Below are 15,213 nucleotides of genomic sequence, written 5' to 3' on the forward strand. Positions count from 1 at the left end.
GTCCATGCCTCCCGTTGCCATTGCCTGCGCCATCCTCGCCCCGCTGATCTGGGGCGCCCAACTCGTCGTCATCAAGATCGGCCTCGCGGCGTTCCCGCCGCTGTTCTTCGTGTCGCTGCGCTTCGCCATCCTCTCGGCCATCCTGCTTCCCTTCGTGCCCCGGCCACGGCGCGACCAGGTGTGGCCTGTCATCCTGATCTCCATCTTCATGGGCGGCCTGAACTTCTCGCTGATCTTCATGGGACTGGGGCAAGGTCAGGCCAGCCTGGCCGGCGTGGCCATCCAGCTGGCGACGCCGTTCACGGTGCTGCTGGCCTGGCCGCTGCTGGGCGAACGTCCGCCGCTGCGCGTCCTGCTGGGCGTGGCCATCGCGTTCGGGGGCGTGGCCCTGGCCACCGTCGATCCCGGCGCGCAGGTCGCGCTGCTGCCCACGCTCATGTTCGTCGGCGCGGCCTTCGGCCTGGCCATGGGCGGCGTGCTGACGAAGCGCTACGGCCCCTTCGATCCGTTCATGCTGGTCGCCTGGATGTCCACCCTCGCACTGCCGCAGATTTTCGTCATGTCGCTGGCGATGGAAACCGGCCAGATCGACGCGCTGCGATCCGCCCCCGGCTCGGCCTGGCTGGCGCTGGCCTACACCGTGCTCCTGGGAGGCATCGCCGGCTTCGGACTCTGGTTCTGGCTGATCGGCCGCTATTCGATGGCGCGGGTCGCGCCGTATGGCCTGCTGCAGACGGCATTCGCCGTCATCACCGCCACCATCTTCCTGGACGAACCGCTGACCGTCACGCTGGTGGGCGGCATGTTCCTCTGCATCGCGGGGGTGGCCATCACGCAGCGCCGCACCTGACCGCTCAGCCAGCCAGGTGCGCCATCACCAGCGAACGCAGCACCGGCAGCCGCCCCGAGAAGAAATGGTCGGCGCCCGGCACCACGACCACCGGCTGCATGCGAGGCCGCGCCCAGTCGAATACCAGCGGCAAAGGAACACGGTCGTCCAGTTCGCCGTGGACCACCATCGCATCCGGAACGTCCGCGGGCGGATCGTAGCGGCGCCTTCCCGGGATGTCGCCAGCCGGCATCCCGGCCAGGCACACGCGCCAGGCCGGATCGCCGCGATCGGCCAAGGCCCGCGCCACCCGGGCCTGCACGAACGCGCCGAAGGAAAACCCGACCAGCGCCAGCCGCGTGCCGGGACGAGCGTCGCGCAGCGCGTGGCATAGCGCCAGCACGTCGTCGGTCTCGCCCTCGCCTTCGCCATGCGGACCGGTACTGTGTCCCACGCCACGGAAATTGGGCCGGGCGACCAGCCAGCCCGCGTCGCACAGCGCCCGCGCCAGGAACTGGGGAATCTTGTGCCGGGCGTTCCCGCCCTGCAGCGGATGAGGATGAGTGACAACCGCGAGACCGGTCACGGCGCCGCCGGGCAGGTCGAACACGACCTCCAGGTCTCCCGCCGGACCGTCCAGCAACGCGCTGCCGCTCTGGGTCAGATCGAGTGGTTTCATGGTGGGAATCATACGCGGTCATGGCGGGTGGCTTCGCTGGGACACCTTTGTCCCGCCCGGCCGCCGGGCGCGCCGCGTTTGGACGGATACTGCGGCTTTCCTTTCCCCCTGCCGCCATGACTCTTGCCGTCCTTGCCAGCTGCGCCCTGACCGGCATCGACGCGCCGCCGGTGCGCGTCGAGGTCCACCTGGCGCCGGGCCTGCCTTCCTTCACCATGGTCGGCCTGGCCGATACCGAGGTGCGCGAAAGCCGCGAGCGCGTGCGTGCCGCGCTGCTCAGTTCCGGCTTCGACTTCCCGGCGGGCCGGCTGACCGTCAACCTGGCGCCCGCCGACCTGCCCAAGGAATCCGGGCGCTTCGACCTGCCCATCGCGGTGGGCGTGCTGCTGGCATCCGGGCAGATCGCCATGCCCTCGCTGGCCGGCCGCGTTCGCGCGCGGGACGCCGTCCCGCCGCTGGCCCGGCTGGTGCTGGCCGGCGAACTGTCGCTGACCGGCGCGCTGGTGCCCGTCGCGGGTGCCCTGGCCATTGCCCTGTCGTTGTCGCGGCGCCAGCCGGGCGCCGAACTGCTGCTGCCCGCCGGCAGCGCCGGACAGGCGGCGCGGGTGCCGGGACTGCGGGTCTACGGCGCCGCCACGCTGCGCGATGTCGTGGCGCACCTGGAGGAAAAACAGGTGCTGACCGCCACGGCCGGCCACGCCGATGCCGCCGCCGGCCTGCCGCCCTGCCTGTCCGACGTCAAGGGCCAGTACGGCGCACGCCGGGCCCTGGAGGTCGCGGCGGCCGGCGGCCACAACCTGCTGATGCTGGGGCCGCCGGGTTCGGGCAAGAGCATGCTCGCGCAGCGCCTGCCCGGCCTGCTCCCTCCGCTGCGGCATGACGACGCGCTGGAAGCCGCCGCCATCGCCAGTCTTGCGCCCGGCCCCGCGCCCCCCTTCGGCCTGCGGCCGTTCCGCGCGCCGCACCATTCGGTATCGGGTGCCGCGCTGGTGGGCGGAGGCACTCGGCCCCGGCCCGGGGAAATCACCTTCGCCCACCTGGGCGTGCTGTTCCTGGACGAACTGCCCGAGTTCGGCCGGCACGTGCTCGATACCCTGCGCGAACCGCTGGAAACCGGCCGCGTCTCCATCGCACGCGCCCAGCACCGCACCGACTATCCGGCGCGCTTCCAGCTGGTGGCCGCGATGAACCCCTGCCGGTGCGGCTGGCACGGCAGCAACGTGAAGGCCTGCGCCTGCACGCCCGACCAGGTGGCCGCCTACCGGGCACGGCTGTCCGGCCCGCTGCTCGATCGCATCGATCTCCAGGTCGAGGTCCCCGCCGCCGGCGACGACTGGGCCGACCTGCCTCCCGGCGAACCCACCGCCGCCGTGCGCCAGCGAGTCGAGACCGCCCTGGACCTGCAGCATCGCCGGCAGGGCTGCGCCAACGCGGCCCTCGCACCGGGGCAGGTCGACGCCTACTGCCGTCCCGATGCCGCCGCCCGAGCCTTGTGGAAACAGGCCATGAAGCAGTTCGCGTGGTCGGCGCGCACGGCGCACCGGGTATTGAAGGTGGCGCGGACGGTGGCAGACCTGGCGGGCGCGGCCGAGATCGGCAGCCCGCACATGGCCGAGGCGGTGCAGTTCCGACGGCCATTGAGGGAACGATAGGCACGGCCACGCCGGGTCCATCAACAATCGACCATTCCGTATCGACCATCCTCCTCGATGGCCCCTACAATCACGGTCGCTCAAACATGCGCCCGGGTTGCTCATCCCCCTATGACCGCCTGTCCTTCTGCCCGACGAGATCCGATACGCCCCACCCCGACCGGTGCGGCATGAGCGTTGAATTCGTCATCGGGGTGCTGAATACCTCCATGTCGGCGATCTTCGGCGCAAGCTTGCTGGCCCTTTGGTACTACCAGCGCGAACTGGGCTATATCGCCATCCTCGTAGGCTCGTACGCGGTAAGAATCCTGTCCTTCGGCAGCCTGTATGCCGCCTTCGCGCTGGACATGCTGGCACTGCGCATGGCGGCCAATACGCTGATCCTGATAGCAACGATGCTGCTGTCCATCGCGATTTCCAAGCGGCTGCGGATCCGGCCGCACTACGGCAGCCTGACGGCCATGACGGCGATATCGCTGGTGGGCGGAGGCTTCTTTCTGCTGGTACAGGACAACCTGCCGATGCGGGCCGCCATCATCAACCTGGGGCTGGCCTCGATCTGCTTCGTGATGCTGGCCGACCTGGCCACGCGCCGCCAGCGGACACCGGTCGAACAACTGCTGTTCGCCCAGATCGTCATCGCGCTCCTGAGCTTCGCCGTACGGCCCCTGACCTTCCTGATTTCCTGGATCGGCCCCGCGCAGTCCGAAGCCGTCTACTGGATCGTGGTGTCGATCTCCGACACGCTGATCTGCTCGACACTGGCGGCAGCCATTTTCGCGGTCATCGCCGTCGACGTGATGGACCGGTTCAAGGCCGAAGCCCAGATCGACATGCTGTCCGGCCTGTTCAACCGCCGCGGCTTCGAATCGCGCGCCATGCCCCTGCTGGCTCGACAGACCGGCAGCGCGCCCGCCGCCCTCATCCTGACCGACCTGGATCACTTCAAGGCCATCAACGACCGCTTCGGGCACCTGGACGGCGACAAGGTCATCCGGGCCTTTTCCGACATCCTGAAGGACAAGGCGCCGCGCGACGCCGTCGTGGGACGCATAGGCGGCGAGGAATTCGCGGTCCTGCTGCCGCCGGGACTGGCCGCTGCGGCCCACGCCATGGCCGATACCGCCCGGTCCGCGTTCAAGGCCGCGGCACCTGGCATCTTCGCGCACGCCTGCCACCCCACCGCGAGCTTCGGGATCGCCGTCGCTCGTGCGGGCGACAACCTCCTGGCCCTGATGGAGCGTGCCGACCGCTCCCTGTACCAGGCGAAGAACGACGGGCGGGACTGCATTCGATAGGCGCGGCGCCTTCGCTATGCAAGCGTCGCTCGTTCGCCCCGAAGAGTTCCGGACGCGGCTATTGACCTGACGGCAGTCCGGGTTCGATTACGCCCCGCGCTCTTGGCTTCGTAAAGCAGCTTGTCGGCCCGTTCATAGAGCTTCACGAAGCCTTCATCGTCCAAGGCCCTCGCCACGCCCATGCTGGCGGTAACGGGTCGTCCGAGCCCCGGAACCCTATCGGCAACGATTGCGGGGATCGCCTGTCGCCGCCGCTCGGCCTCGATACCGGCATCCTCGCCACGCAGGAAAAGCACGAACTCTTCGCCGCCAAGGCGATAGGCCACAACGTCCGGACCGGCCTCGATGGCGCTGGCCACGGCCTTGAGCACCGCGTCTCCGACCGCATGCCCGTTCAAGTCATTGATCGCCTTGAAATGATCGAGATCGATGACGGCCAGCGTGTCGAAGCCTTCGACTCGAAGCCGCGCGAACTGTCTTTCGATCGCCCGCCGGTTGAACAATCCCGTCAAGGGGTCGGTTTCGGAAAGCCGTTCAAGCAGATAGGCTTCGGTGCGCGCACGATCCCGCTCTCGCTTCATCGTCATGAAGCGGTCCGCCACGCCAAGCGTCGTGAAGAGGACTTCACACAGGCAACCCGCGTAGAACATGAGCATGGCGTCAGCGCTGTGGAACCAGGGCGTCACCCCCGTCACCAGGCGGGTCAGCCCGACGAACACCATGGGCGTGTATCCGACTGTCTGGAACTTCGCGGCACGGCTTCCACGGCGCAGCGCGTCGATCATCGACAGGATGAAAACGATAAGGATCGGCGCGAACGCCGCCGTGTAGGCACTCGATTGCACGGGCCGCGCAACGAACGGGAACGCCGCGTGCAATGCACTCAGGAATATTGCCCACACCGCGCAATACGGCAGCATGCGCCGAAGAACGGGATGCATCAGTCCGGACTCGATGAAGCTGTAGGTGAACATCGTGCCGGAAGCGACGGTTGCTCCGAAGATCACCGTCGTCATCCAGCTCAGCGTCATCGCGGGCGGATCGAACAGCACGACCGAGATGTTCGACGAGACCAGCAGGGTCATCAGCAGCGACAGCGTGAGCGCCGAATGCCAGAGCACGAACGGTTTGCGCAGTACCTGATAGAACGCCGCATTGAAGATCAGCGGCATGACGAGCATGCCCGCAAGCGCGGAAACGATGACCAGGAGCCGCGAGGCACCGGCGCCGTCGCCCGCGGCATCCTCGGACGCCAGATAGGCTTTCTCCAGCGTCATCCGGTGGCTGGGCAGGTCAATGGCGACGACGATCTGCTTCGTCACGCGCGTTACCTCGGGCAGGGAAGCCTTGAAGTACCCGCCGACCATCGAACTGGACAGGGCGGCGGCGGGAATGGTGCTTTGCCGGACCGTGCCGTCCTGGTCGATCGCAAGCAGATGCACCGCCTCGAGTGCGCTGCGCCGCGAGAGAAAATACCGGGGAAGGGGGCCGTCCGGGCCAAGATCGAAACGAAGCAGCGCCCGCTCCGCATCGATGGAAAATTCTCGATCGGCACAGGACCATCGCTCGTCCGACCTGGCCATCGCGACGAGGTCATCCGACAATCCGCCGGATGCCCAGCAAGCGCTGCGAATGTCGGCGAAATCGGCCGCGATGGCCGGCACTGCGCCAAGGTACGCCAGTATCGCCATGAGCAGCGACACCGCCAAGACACACTTTCGAAAGCGACCCCACGCCATAACGCCTCGACAGCGCAACAAGATTTCGATGCAGTCAAGCGCGTCCGATATCAGCTTGGCAGAGCAGTCGCCCGATAGGCCGGAAGCAGGGCGGCAGGGCGCTGGGCTGCTAAACGCGGCAGTTTAGCAAACTGCCCGCGCCAGAATGGGCCCGAATCGCCAGGGGAAATAGGGCTAGTTCGCGGTTTCACCTTGATATCCTGCCGTCAGTCAGGAACGTCAAGGAACTCGCGACATGCTCACGACAGAAACGGCCACCATGCTGGCGAACTACGGCAACTGGGCGGACCAGGTACTTTTCAAAGCGATGCGGGCACTGCCCGAAGGCGCGGTCACGCAACGCCGCCAGACGCTGTTCGGATCGATGATCGGGACGTTGAACCACAACTACCAGGTGGACCTGATCTGGCGCGCCCACCTGCTGGGGGAAAAACACGGCTTCTCGACCCGCCGCGATCTGCTGCATCCCGACCTGGACACCCTCGTGGTGGAGCAGTTGAAGGTCAACCAGTGGTACATCGACTGGGCCGCCAGCCAGACCCCGGACAGCCTGGGCGAGCGGTTGAAGTTCAATTTCGTATCGGGACAGGCGGCCGAGATGGCCCGGGGCGGAATGTTCCTGCACATCGTCAACCACAAGACGTACCACCGCGGCTGGGTCTGTGAGATGTTCTTCGATGCCGGCGTCAATCCTCCGGAAACCGATCTGTCGGTCTACCTGACCGAAGGGTGAGCAAACCGGTAGTACCATGCACGCTTGCCGGCCGCCCGCCGCGTCCGGTCCTCAATCCGTGCAGGGAAGATCCACAGCGCATGCGTTCCATAGGCCGCACACGAAGTCTGTCCGAAGAACTCGTGCAGCTCATGTCCGAGAAAATCCACGGCAAGATGTGGAAGCCCGGCGACAAGCTGCCGACGGAAGCCGAGATCATGCAGGAGTACGGCGTCAGCCGCACGGTGGTGCGCGAGGCGATCTCGCGCCTGCAGGCTGCGCGCATGGTCGAGACCCGGCACGGCATCGGCACCTTCCTGCTGGAGCCGCCGGTGGCGCCGCTGCGGCTCGATGCCCGGGACGCGGTCACGATGCTGGACGTGATGGCGGTGCTGGAACTGCGCATCACGGTCGAGACCGAAGCCGCCCGCCTGGCCGCCGAGCGGCGCACCGAACAAGACTTGGCCGAACTACGCCGCGCGCTGGCGGCCTTCGAGGCGCAGATCGAGCCGGGCGGCGACACCGTCGCGGCGGACCTGGCCTTCCACCAGCAGGTGGCCATCGCCACCGGCAACCGCTATTTCCACGAGATCCTGGCGCAGATGGGGGCCACCATCATTCCCCGGACGCGGGTCGATACCGCGGAACTGGCGCGCGATGACCGGCGGGCCTACCTGGCGCGGGTACATCGCGAGCACCAGGCCATCTACGAGGCCATCGCCCGCCAGGACCCGGACGCCGCGCATGCCGCGATGCGTGCCCATCTGGCCCGAAGCCAGGAAAAGCTGCGGCAGGCCTATGCCGCCGGCCAGGGCGACGAGAACCCGGCCACCTAGCGTCTCCGCGAGCGTCCACCGATGTCAGGCCACCATTGCCTTCCCTCGGTTTAAGTTGTACGATGACTGACGACATATCACTTGCCGCCCCTTTCATCACCGGATGCCGCCATGACTCCTCAAGAACTGAAGGCCACGATTTCCCAGGGATTGCTCTCGTTTCCCGTCACCGATTTCGACCAGAACGGCGATTTCGCGCCCAAGGGCTACGCCGCCCGACTGGAATGGCTGGCCCCCTACGGGGCGAGCGCGCTGTTCGCCGCGGGCGGCACGGGCGAATTCTTTTCGCTGACGCCGGCCGATTATTCGGCGGTGGTGAAGACGGCGGTGGACGTGTGCGAGAAGCGCGTTCCCATCCTGGCGGGCGCCGGCGGCCCCACCCGCACGGCCATCGCCTATGCGCAGGAAGCGCAGCGCCTGGGCGCCAAGGGCGTCCTCCTGATGCCCCATTACCTGACCGAGGCCAGCGAAGCCGGCATCGAGGCCCACGTGGAAGAGGTCTGCAAGTCGCTGGACATAGGCGTGATCTTCTACAACCGCGCCAACTCGCGGCTGGGGCCGGCGGCGCTGTCGCGCCTGGCGGACCGCTGCCCCAACCTGATCGGCTTCAAGGACGGCATGGGCGACATCGAGGCCATGGTGCGCGTGCGCCGCGGCCTGGGCGACCGCTTCGCCTACCTGGGCGGGCTGCCGACCGCGGAAGTCTACGCGGCGGCCTACAAGGCGCTGGGCGTGCCCGTGTATTCGTCGGCCGTCTTCAACTTCATTCCCAAGACCGCGATGGCGTTCTACCAGGCCGTGGCCAAGGACGACGCGCAGACCATCGGCCGCCTGCTGGACGAGTTCTTCCTGCCCTACCTGGAAATCCGCAACCGCCGCGCCGGCTACGCGGTCAGCATCGTCAAGGCCGGCGCCCGCCTGGTCGGCCACGACGCGGGCCCGGTCCGCGCGCCGCTGACCGACCTGGACCAGGACGAGATGCAGCGCCTGGCAGCGCTGATCGAGAAGGTGGGCGGGCAGTAGGCGGTCAGCCCAGGCTTTCCGGATCCAGGCGCGCCGCTTCCCTGCGCCGCGCCAGGTAGGTCACGCCCCACATCACCACGCCCAGCGCCAGCAGCCATCCCGCCACCTCGTACTGGATGGGATCGCGGCCGGTGAAGGGCGTGACCATGAACAGGCACACCACCGCTCCCAGCACGGCCAGCGGCGTCCAGGTGCGGAAATGCGGATGCCCGACGCGGTCGCCGCGCAGCAGCAGCACCGCGACGTTGACGAACGCGAACACGCCCAGCAGCAGCAGGGCCGTGGTGCCGCCCAGCGCGCGGATGGCCTCGGAGTCGCTGGCCGCGGACACCAGCACGATCAACCCCACCGCCAGCACGGTGGTGAACAGGATGGCGGTCCACGGCGTCTGCGTGCGCGCGTGCACGTGCGAAAGAAAGGAAGGCAGCACGCCCTGGCGCGACATGCCGTACAACAGGCGGCTGGCCATCATCATGTTGATCAGCGCCGAGTTGGCGACCGCGAACATGGAGATGACGGGCATGATCACTTCCATGGGCAGGCCGGGCGCGGCGCGCTTGACCACCAGCACCAGCGGCGTGGAGCTGGAGGCCAGCTCGCCCACGGGTATCAACGCCACGGCGCAGATGGACACCAGCACGTAGATGGTGGCCGTCAGCCCCAGCCCGGTCAACAGCACCTTGGGGAAGATGCGGTTGGGGTCGTGGGTTTCCTCGGCCATGTTGACCGAGTCCTCGAAGCCCACCATGGCGTAGAAGGCCAGCGCGGTGGCCGAGGTGATGGCCAGGAAGACACTCTTGTCCTCGGGCGTATCGAAGGCCACCACGCGCGAGAAGTCGGCCTGCCCGCCCGCGATCGCATAGAAACCCAGCAGTATCACCAGCAGCAGGCCGCTCAGTTCGACCAGGGTCAGCACCACGTTGGTCTTGACGCTTTCGGACACGCCGCGCAGGTTGACGCACATGACCAGCAGCATGAAACCCACCGCGCCCAGCGTGGTCAGCGTGGGACTGGCGTCGATGCCCAGGGACACGAGCAGGTTGGCGGCGAAGGCCTGCGAAGCGGTCGAGGCCGAGGTCAGGCCCGAGCACATCACGGTGAAGCAGATGATGAAGGTCAGGAAGTGCAGGCCGAAGGCCTTGTGTACGTACAGCGCGGCGCCCGCCGCGCGGGGATACTTCGTGACGAGTTCGAGATACGAGAAGGCGGTAAGCAGCGCGATCAGGAAGGCGGCCAGGAAGGGCGCCCAGGCCGCCCCGCCCACTTCGCCGGCCACCTGGCCGGTCAGGGCATAGACGCCGGTGCCCAGGATGTCCCCCACGATGAACAGTAGCAACAACTTGGGCCCCATCACGCGTTTCAGGGGAGTGCCGCCCTCTTGCGCTGCCGCCATCGTGAGCCTCTTCGCGGGTATGCCGATGGATCGATTCTAGTGGGCACGCATTCCGTGCGTGTGTTGCTCATGCAACCGAATGTCTCGGCCCGGCTCAATCTACCCTGGCGTTGGACCGCCGCACCGCATCTCCCCAGGCTTGCAGTTCCGCTTCTACGTGGGTGCGGAATTCGGCGGGAGACCCACCGGCCGCCTCGACCGCGCGCTCATTCAGCGTCTGCCGAATCTCCGGCGTGGCCAGGGCACGGTTCACCGCTGCGTTCAGGCGATCGACGATGGCGACCGAGGTGCCGGCGGGCGCCCACAGGCCGTCCCAGGCCATGACGCTGAAGTCCGCGACTCCGCTCTCGGCCAGGGTGGGAAGCTCCGGTACCTGGGGCGAACGCACCGGACTGCTGACGGCCAGGCCGCGCAACCGGCCGTTCCTGACCATGGGCAGGGGAATGGGCATGACATCGATCATCAGCGATATTTGTCCGCCCATCAGGTCCTTGAGCGATGCCGCGTTGCCGTTGTACGGCACGTGCACCATCCTGATGCCCGCCTTGGCCGCCAGCATCTCGGCGGCCAAGTGCGACGTGGTGCCATTGCCGCCCGAGCCGTAGACATACTTGCCGGGGTTGTCCTTCAGGAGACGGAGCAGCTCGGGCATGGTGGTGGCGGGGAAATCGGAGCGCACCACGACGATCAGGGGCAGTTTGGTGAATTGCGCGATGGCGGCGAAATCCTTGACCGGATCAAAGCCCGTAGCGGCGCCGTAGAGGGACTTGTTGATAGCGTGGGTGCCGTTGGTGCCATACAGCAAGGTATAGCCGTCGGCTGCCGCACGCGCCACGTACTGCGCGCCGATATTGCCGCCCGCGCCCGGCCGGTTCTCTACCACGACCGTCTGCCCCAGCTCCTTCTGTAGCATGGTTCCCAGCAGGCGTCCCTGCACGTCGCCGCCACTACCGGCCGGGAACGGAACCACGAGATGAATGGGTTTGGCGGGATAAGCTTCCTGCGACAGTGCGAGGCCCGGCGCCGACAGCGCGCACGCCAGGCCGGCGACGGACAGGCTGGACAACATGGTTTTCATGGGATGCCTCCTGGGAGGCGGCCGCCTTGGCCGCCGACTGTTCATGGCTTGGCGGGCAGCCCGACGAGCGCCCGGTATTGGTTGGCAGAAGCCGGCGTGCGGCCCAGCAGTCCCGCGATGTCGCGAGCCATGCCGAACATCTCCAGATTGCTCTTTAGCCGCTCGTCGCGATGCGGGTGTTTCCACGGCGTGTCCTCGGTGCCGACACGGATGTGCAGTCCCATCATCGTGGCCAGCGTGGTCATGTAGAGCGACGCGCGCCCCGCGGCACATACGGTGATGACGCTATCCGGGTCGATCTTGCGGATCTGGTCAACCATCAGGAACAGATGTCGGCTCATGTCCTGCGCGTCGCTTACCCAGGTGCCGGAAATGAGCGTCCTGCCCACGTCGAAGGGCAAGCCGTACAGCACGATCCAGTTGTACGGCTTCTTCAGAATGCCCGTGTCGATCAGCTTGCGCTTGGCCAGCTCGATCTCGCCCGAACTATGAATGGCGATTTCCGGTTTGACGCCATGTTCCTCCAAGGCCTGGACGGCGGGAATCATGAAGGCATCCGGATGTCCCGAGGCGCATGGCGCGACCTCGGCCAACCCCGCGCGGGCCGGACTGACGCATACGTCGAAGGATTCGCCGTTCAGGATGTTCAGATTGGGGACGAAGTCGGTGCCAAAGCGCCGACGCAGCGGATCGAGCACGAGCGAGTAGGCTTCGACCGGTGGAATGTCCCGATCCAACCGCCGGCCCCGCTCGTCCACCACCCACGTAAAGTCCAGATGCACGCCGCAGGCGCCGGCCTCGATGACGTCGGACGCGGCATCGACATAGTGCTGGATGGACGAATGGCCCGCCCCCTCGTCCAGGCGCGCCGCCACCGCGGTGTTGATGGCGATCGTGGCGGGAATATCCCACCGAGGCTGGACACTGGCGTCCGCAACAAAGCGGTACTCCTCCATCTCCCGGCGCGCGGCCTCCCACAACGGCAAACGTTCCTGCATGACAGCCTCCGATCCGTGTCGTGAATTAATTCGTTCTAGATCGAATTAATTCACGACACGGATCAAAAGACAAGGCCCCTAGGGAAAATACCGCCTGTTTCGACAACGGCGTTTTTCATTGCGCCGGGTTTGCAGGCATCATTGCGGCAGACGCCGGCAGCCGGCCAGGAAACCGTTTGCATGAAACCAGCTAGTACGAAGAAGACCGGGACCCGATCGACATCCACGAAGCGCAGAGCCCCCCCGGGACACGAGCATTTCGATGAGCGCGACCGCACGATCGCCTGGGTCATCCGCACACTGCACCGCCTGTACACCGCCAAGGCCCAGGACATCTTGGACGAGGACAAGATCACCATCGCCCACTGGTATTACCTGCGCGTCCTGGCCACGCATGGCCAGCTCACCCAGCTCGAACTGAGCCGCCGCGTGGGCATCGCCTCGAACACCGCCGTACCCGCGCTGGAGAACATGGAAAGAATGGGCCTGGTCACCCGGGCCCGCGACCCCGACGACCGCCGCAAGCACCAGGTCGAATTGACCGAACGGGGCCGGGCACTGGTCGACAAGCTGCTGCCGCGCATGGTCGACATGCTGGAAGAGTCGATCACCGGCGCCACCGTCGACGAGGTCCGGACGTTCTGGAAGGTGCTGCTCCTGGTCGAAGGCAACCTTCGCGACGAGGCCGACGGCGGCTTCGATTGACGCCGGGTGCGGATCCGGAGTTTCGCGCTATCCTTGCGGGGACCCGCGGCCGGCCCCGGCCTCCGCTCTGTTACACCCTTTGCCCGCCGCCCCGTGCCCCCACGCGCCGCAATGCACCGATCCCCGCCGTCATTTCCCGCCATCCCGCTCCCGCAAGGAGCCGCCTGATGGGCGTCTTCCACATCTATTTCTCCATCCTCAGCCTGCTGGCCCCGCTCATGGTGGTCATCGGCGTCGGCACCACCTGGGGGAAGCTGGGACACGCATTCCCCGCCCAGTTCGTCACGGTGCTGGCCACTACCGTCACCACGCCGGCGCTGGTGTTCAACACCCTGGTCACGACCCAGCTCAGCAACGAGATCATGGCCACGGTGGCCGGCGCCACGGTGCTGGCGCTGGGGCTGTGCATGGGCGTCTCGGCGCTGGCGCTCAAGCTGTGCAAGCTGCCGGTGCGCAAGCTGCTCCAGACCACGTCCTTCCCGAACGCCGGCAACCTGGGGCTGCCCATCACGCACCTGGCTTTCGGCGACGCCGGACTGTCGACCTCGATCGCGTTCTTCGCCGTGTGCTCGTTCATCCAGCACACCGTGGGCGTGCGCACGCTGCCCAGCGCGGACGGCATGCCGGCGGCCTGGAAAAGCCCCATCCTGATCGCCTCGGTGCTGGCCGTGGCCTGCCGGGTCTTCAGCTACACGCCGCCGCAGTGGATCATGGAGTCGGCCCAGCTGCTGGGCAGCATGACGGTGCCGCTGATGCTGCTGGGGCTGGGCCACGCCCTGGCGCTGATTCCCGCGGCCGGCCTGAAGCTGGGCGGCATCGTCGGCGCCATCCGGCTCGTGGCGGGCCTGGCCACGGGCGCGGCGGCGGCATGGCTGGTGGGGCTGCCGGCCGACATGATCGGCAACGTGGCCTTGCAAATGGGCATGCCGTGCGCGGTGGTCAGCTATATGTACGCGCGCCGCTATACCGACATGGGCGACACCGCGGCGGGCGCGGTACTGATTTCGACCGTGGTGTTCCTGATCCTGGCGCCTTTCCTGCTATGGCTGCTGGGGTCGCCCGTGGCGGGCTGAACCCGGCGTTCAGGCTTGCCCGGCGCGCCGGTGCTGCATGGGCGTCATGCCGTAGCGGCCACGGAAGGCGCGCGAGAAATGCGCCTGGCTGGCGAAGCCCCAGCGATAGGCGATGTCGCCGATGGACAGCTTGCGGCTGCCGTCGCCCGCCAGTTCCTGGTGCGCGCGTTCGAGCCGCTTGTCCCAGATCCATTGGCTGACGCTGCGGTCCCGGTGTGCGAACAGGCGGTGCAATTGCCGCACGGACAGGCCCAGGGCGCGCGCCACCTTTTCTGCATCCAGCGCGGGATCGTTCAGGTGTTCGGCGATGAAGGCCTCGGCGCGCAGCAGCCGCCATGCGGCCATGTCGTTCAGTTCCCGCGCCGCGCCGGGATCGACCGCCGCGCGCAGCAGGTGCCGGGCCTGGTCGGCCACGCCCGGCACGGCGTCGGCGTGCGGCCGCTCGACGAAATCCACCGCCATGGTGCGCAGCGTGTTGGCCAGCAGCCGGCCGGTGCGCAGCCGGTTGTCCACCTGGATGGGCGCCGCGGGCCGCATCTCGCGCCGGCCCCGGAACAGGCGGTCGGCCTCGACCTCGACGATGATCTGGCGCATGTCGCCGGTAAAGCCGTACAGGTAGGGAATCGCGTTGGAATAGACGATGACGTCGCCGGCGCGCACGGTGTAGCACTGGCCCGACTGGAACAGGAAGGCGTCGCCTTCGAGCAGGATGCAGGCGAAGATCGAATCCTTGGGATGGGTCTTGAGCAGCGAGCGCGTCCGTTCGATGACGTGCTGGTTGCCCCGGATCTCGGTGAAGGCGACGTCGTCCGCGTCGAACACGCGGCCCTGGGCACGCAGGCCGTGCGGGTCGTAGGTCGAACAGGTCAGGCCGATCAGTTGCGAGGCGTTGTACGACTCCCAGAATGCCAGCCGCTGGGAAGACGGCACCTGGTCGGTCGATGCCTGCGCGCGAGGGGACAGGGTCGTGCTCATGGTCGTGCCCGTGGGAGGACCGCCCGGCGACGGGGCGGATGGCGTCCAACATGGCGGCGGCGCCGCGGCTTATGGCGATGCTAGCACGGGCCGCCCGGCCCTCCGGCCCGGGTTGACCCTAGGGTACGGACCGCGCCCGTGGCCGCGGCCATGTCGCGCCCAGTCAAATTCGCCGTCCCGCCGGGTCAAGCGGCCGGACGGCGCGCTCGCTACATTGACACGA

General features: G+C 67.3%; 14 protein-coding genes. 8 read left to right on the forward strand and 6 right to left on the reverse strand.

Annotated elements, in window-relative coordinates; translation table 11 throughout:
• Nucleotides 1-4 precede the first annotated feature (4 nt).
• Nucleotides 5-850 (forward strand): DMT family transporter, encoded by an 846-nt coding sequence (locus ABD104_RS19700; protein ID WP_343928058.1) that lies wholly within the window; start codon nucleotides 5-7, stop codon nucleotides 848-850.
• A gap of 4 nt (nucleotides 851-854) precedes the next feature.
• Here the strand turns inward: ABD104_RS19700 and ABD104_RS19705 are convergent, their stop codons facing one another.
• Complete coding sequence (locus ABD104_RS19705; RefSeq protein ID WP_243724692.1) at nucleotides 855-1,508, reverse strand: alpha/beta hydrolase; 654 nt, start codon at nucleotides 1,506-1,508, stop codon at nucleotides 855-857.
• Nucleotides 1,509-1,624: 116 nt separating this feature from the next.
• Here ABD104_RS19705 and ABD104_RS19710 point away from each other — a divergent pair, with 116 nt between their 5' ends.
• Together ABD104_RS19710 and ABD104_RS19715 are read left to right on the forward strand one after the other, a co-directional pair.
• On the forward strand, nucleotides 1,625-3,160 hold the full coding sequence (locus ABD104_RS19710) for a YifB family Mg chelatase-like AAA ATPase (RefSeq protein ID WP_132980665.1): 1,536 nt from the start codon (nucleotides 1,625-1,627) through the stop codon (nucleotides 3,158-3,160).
• Between the two features lie 170 nt (nucleotides 3,161-3,330).
• Nucleotides 3,331-4,458, forward strand: a complete 1,128-nt coding sequence (locus ABD104_RS19715; protein ID WP_165963357.1) for a GGDEF domain-containing protein — start codon at nucleotides 3,331-3,333, stop codon at nucleotides 4,456-4,458.
• A gap of 14 nt (nucleotides 4,459-4,472) precedes the next feature.
• On the opposite strand, the gene ABD104_RS19720 is transcribed toward ABD104_RS19715, so the two are convergent.
• Nucleotides 4,473-6,161: a sensor domain-containing diguanylate cyclase gene (locus ABD104_RS19720; protein ID WP_243724699.1), complete on the reverse strand. Its 1,689-nt coding sequence runs from the start codon at nucleotides 6,159-6,161 to the stop codon at nucleotides 4,473-4,475.
• A 271-nt stretch (nucleotides 6,162-6,432) separates the two neighbouring features.
• On the opposite strand from ABD104_RS19720, the gene ABD104_RS19725 reads away from it, so the two are divergent.
• The 3 genes from ABD104_RS19725 (at nucleotide 6,433) to kdgD (ending at nucleotide 8,768) form a co-directional block, all read left to right on the forward strand.
• Entirely contained in the window at nucleotides 6,433-6,930 is a 498-nt protein-coding gene (locus ABD104_RS19725) for a DinB family protein (protein ID WP_087836604.1), read from the forward strand.
• 80 nt (nucleotides 6,931-7,010) lie between these two features.
• Nucleotides 7,011-7,745 carry a FadR/GntR family transcriptional regulator gene (locus ABD104_RS19730; protein WP_132980663.1) on the forward strand — a complete coding sequence of 245 codons (735 nt, stop codon included), beginning with the start codon at nucleotides 7,011-7,013 and terminating at the stop codon, nucleotides 7,743-7,745.
• Nucleotides 7,746-7,856: 111 nt separating this feature from the next.
• The gene (gene kdgD / locus ABD104_RS19735; RefSeq protein ID WP_343928059.1) at nucleotides 7,857-8,768 is read left to right on the forward strand and encodes a 5-dehydro-4-deoxyglucarate dehydratase; all 912 of its coding nucleotides are present in this window, start codon (nucleotides 7,857-7,859) and stop codon (nucleotides 8,766-8,768) included.
• Nucleotides 8,769-8,772: 4 nt separating this feature from the next.
• Here kdgD and ABD104_RS19740 read toward each other — a convergent pair whose 3' ends face one another.
• From ABD104_RS19740 to ABD104_RS19750, 3 genes are all read right to left on the reverse strand, one after another.
• On the reverse strand, nucleotides 8,773-10,161 hold the full coding sequence (locus tag ABD104_RS19740; protein ID WP_132980661.1) for an APC family permease: 1,389 nt from the start codon (nucleotides 10,159-10,161) through the stop codon (nucleotides 8,773-8,775).
• Between the two features lie 94 nt (nucleotides 10,162-10,255).
• The gene (locus ABD104_RS19745) at nucleotides 10,256-11,239 is read right to left on the reverse strand and encodes a Bug family tripartite tricarboxylate transporter substrate binding protein (protein WP_243724690.1); all 984 of its coding nucleotides are present in this window, start codon (nucleotides 11,237-11,239) and stop codon (nucleotides 10,256-10,258) included.
• A gap of 41 nt (nucleotides 11,240-11,280) precedes the next feature.
• Nucleotides 11,281-12,237, reverse strand: coding sequence for a 3-keto-5-aminohexanoate cleavage protein (locus tag ABD104_RS19750; RefSeq protein WP_087836608.1), 957 nt, complete (start codon nucleotides 12,235-12,237; stop codon nucleotides 11,281-11,283).
• Nucleotides 12,238-12,417: 180 nt separating this feature from the next.
• Between ABD104_RS19750 and ABD104_RS19755 the strand changes: the two genes are divergently transcribed.
• Nucleotides 12,418-12,942, forward strand: coding sequence for a MarR family winged helix-turn-helix transcriptional regulator (locus ABD104_RS19755; RefSeq protein WP_087836609.1), 525 nt, complete (start codon nucleotides 12,418-12,420; stop codon nucleotides 12,940-12,942).
• 164 nt (nucleotides 12,943-13,106) lie between these two features.
• Nucleotides 13,107-14,015, forward strand: coding sequence for an AEC family transporter (locus ABD104_RS19760; protein ID WP_371696316.1), 909 nt, complete (start codon nucleotides 13,107-13,109; stop codon nucleotides 14,013-14,015).
• Between the two features lie 9 nt (nucleotides 14,016-14,024).
• On the opposite strand, the gene ABD104_RS19765 is transcribed toward ABD104_RS19760, so the two are convergent.
• Nucleotides 14,025-14,990, reverse strand: a complete 966-nt coding sequence (locus tag ABD104_RS19765) for a helix-turn-helix domain-containing protein (RefSeq protein ID WP_343928060.1) — start codon at nucleotides 14,988-14,990, stop codon at nucleotides 14,025-14,027.
• Nucleotides 14,991-15,213: the final 223 nt, after the last annotated feature.

The organism is Pigmentiphaga daeguensis (assembly GCF_039523035.1).
Lineage (GTDB): Bacteria > Pseudomonadota > Gammaproteobacteria > Burkholderiales > Burkholderiaceae_B > Pigmentiphaga > Pigmentiphaga daeguensis.

Bases quoted from the DNA above. Each gene is read 5' to 3' on its own strand.
- ABD104_RS19700 (WP_343928058.1), top strand. From the start codon at position 5: ATGCCTCCCGTTGCCATTGCCTGCGCCATCCTCGCCCCGCTGATCTGG.
- ABD104_RS19705 (WP_243724692.1), bottom strand. From the start codon at position 1,508: ATGAAACCACTCGATCTGACCCAGAGCGGCAGCGCGTTGCTGGACGGT.
- ABD104_RS19710 (WP_132980665.1), top strand. From the start codon at position 1,625: ATGACTCTTGCCGTCCTTGCCAGCTGCGCCCTGACCGGCATCGACGCG.
- ABD104_RS19715 (WP_165963357.1), top strand. From the start codon at position 3,331: ATGAGCGTTGAATTCGTCATCGGGGTGCTGAATACCTCCATGTCGGCG.
- ABD104_RS19725 (WP_087836604.1), top strand. From the start codon at position 6,433: ATGCTCACGACAGAAACGGCCACCATGCTGGCGAACTACGGCAACTGG.
- ABD104_RS19730 (WP_132980663.1), top strand. From the start codon at position 7,011: ATGCGTTCCATAGGCCGCACACGAAGTCTGTCCGAAGAACTCGTGCAG.
- kdgD (WP_343928059.1), top strand. From the start codon at position 7,857: ATGACTCCTCAAGAACTGAAGGCCACGATTTCCCAGGGATTGCTCTCG.
- ABD104_RS19740 (WP_132980661.1), bottom strand. From the start codon at position 10,161: ATGGCGGCAGCGCAAGAGGGCGGCACTCCCCTGAAACGCGTGATGGGG.
- ABD104_RS19745 (WP_243724690.1), bottom strand. From the start codon at position 11,239: ATGAAAACCATGTTGTCCAGCCTGTCCGTCGCCGGCCTGGCGTGCGCG.
- ABD104_RS19750 (WP_087836608.1), bottom strand. From the start codon at position 12,237: ATGCAGGAACGTTTGCCGTTGTGGGAGGCCGCGCGCCGGGAGATGGAG.
- ABD104_RS19755 (WP_087836609.1), top strand. From the start codon at position 12,418: ATGAAACCAGCTAGTACGAAGAAGACCGGGACCCGATCGACATCCACG.
- ABD104_RS19765 (WP_343928060.1), bottom strand. From the start codon at position 14,990: ATGAGCACGACCCTGTCCCCTCGCGCGCAGGCATCGACCGACCAGGTG.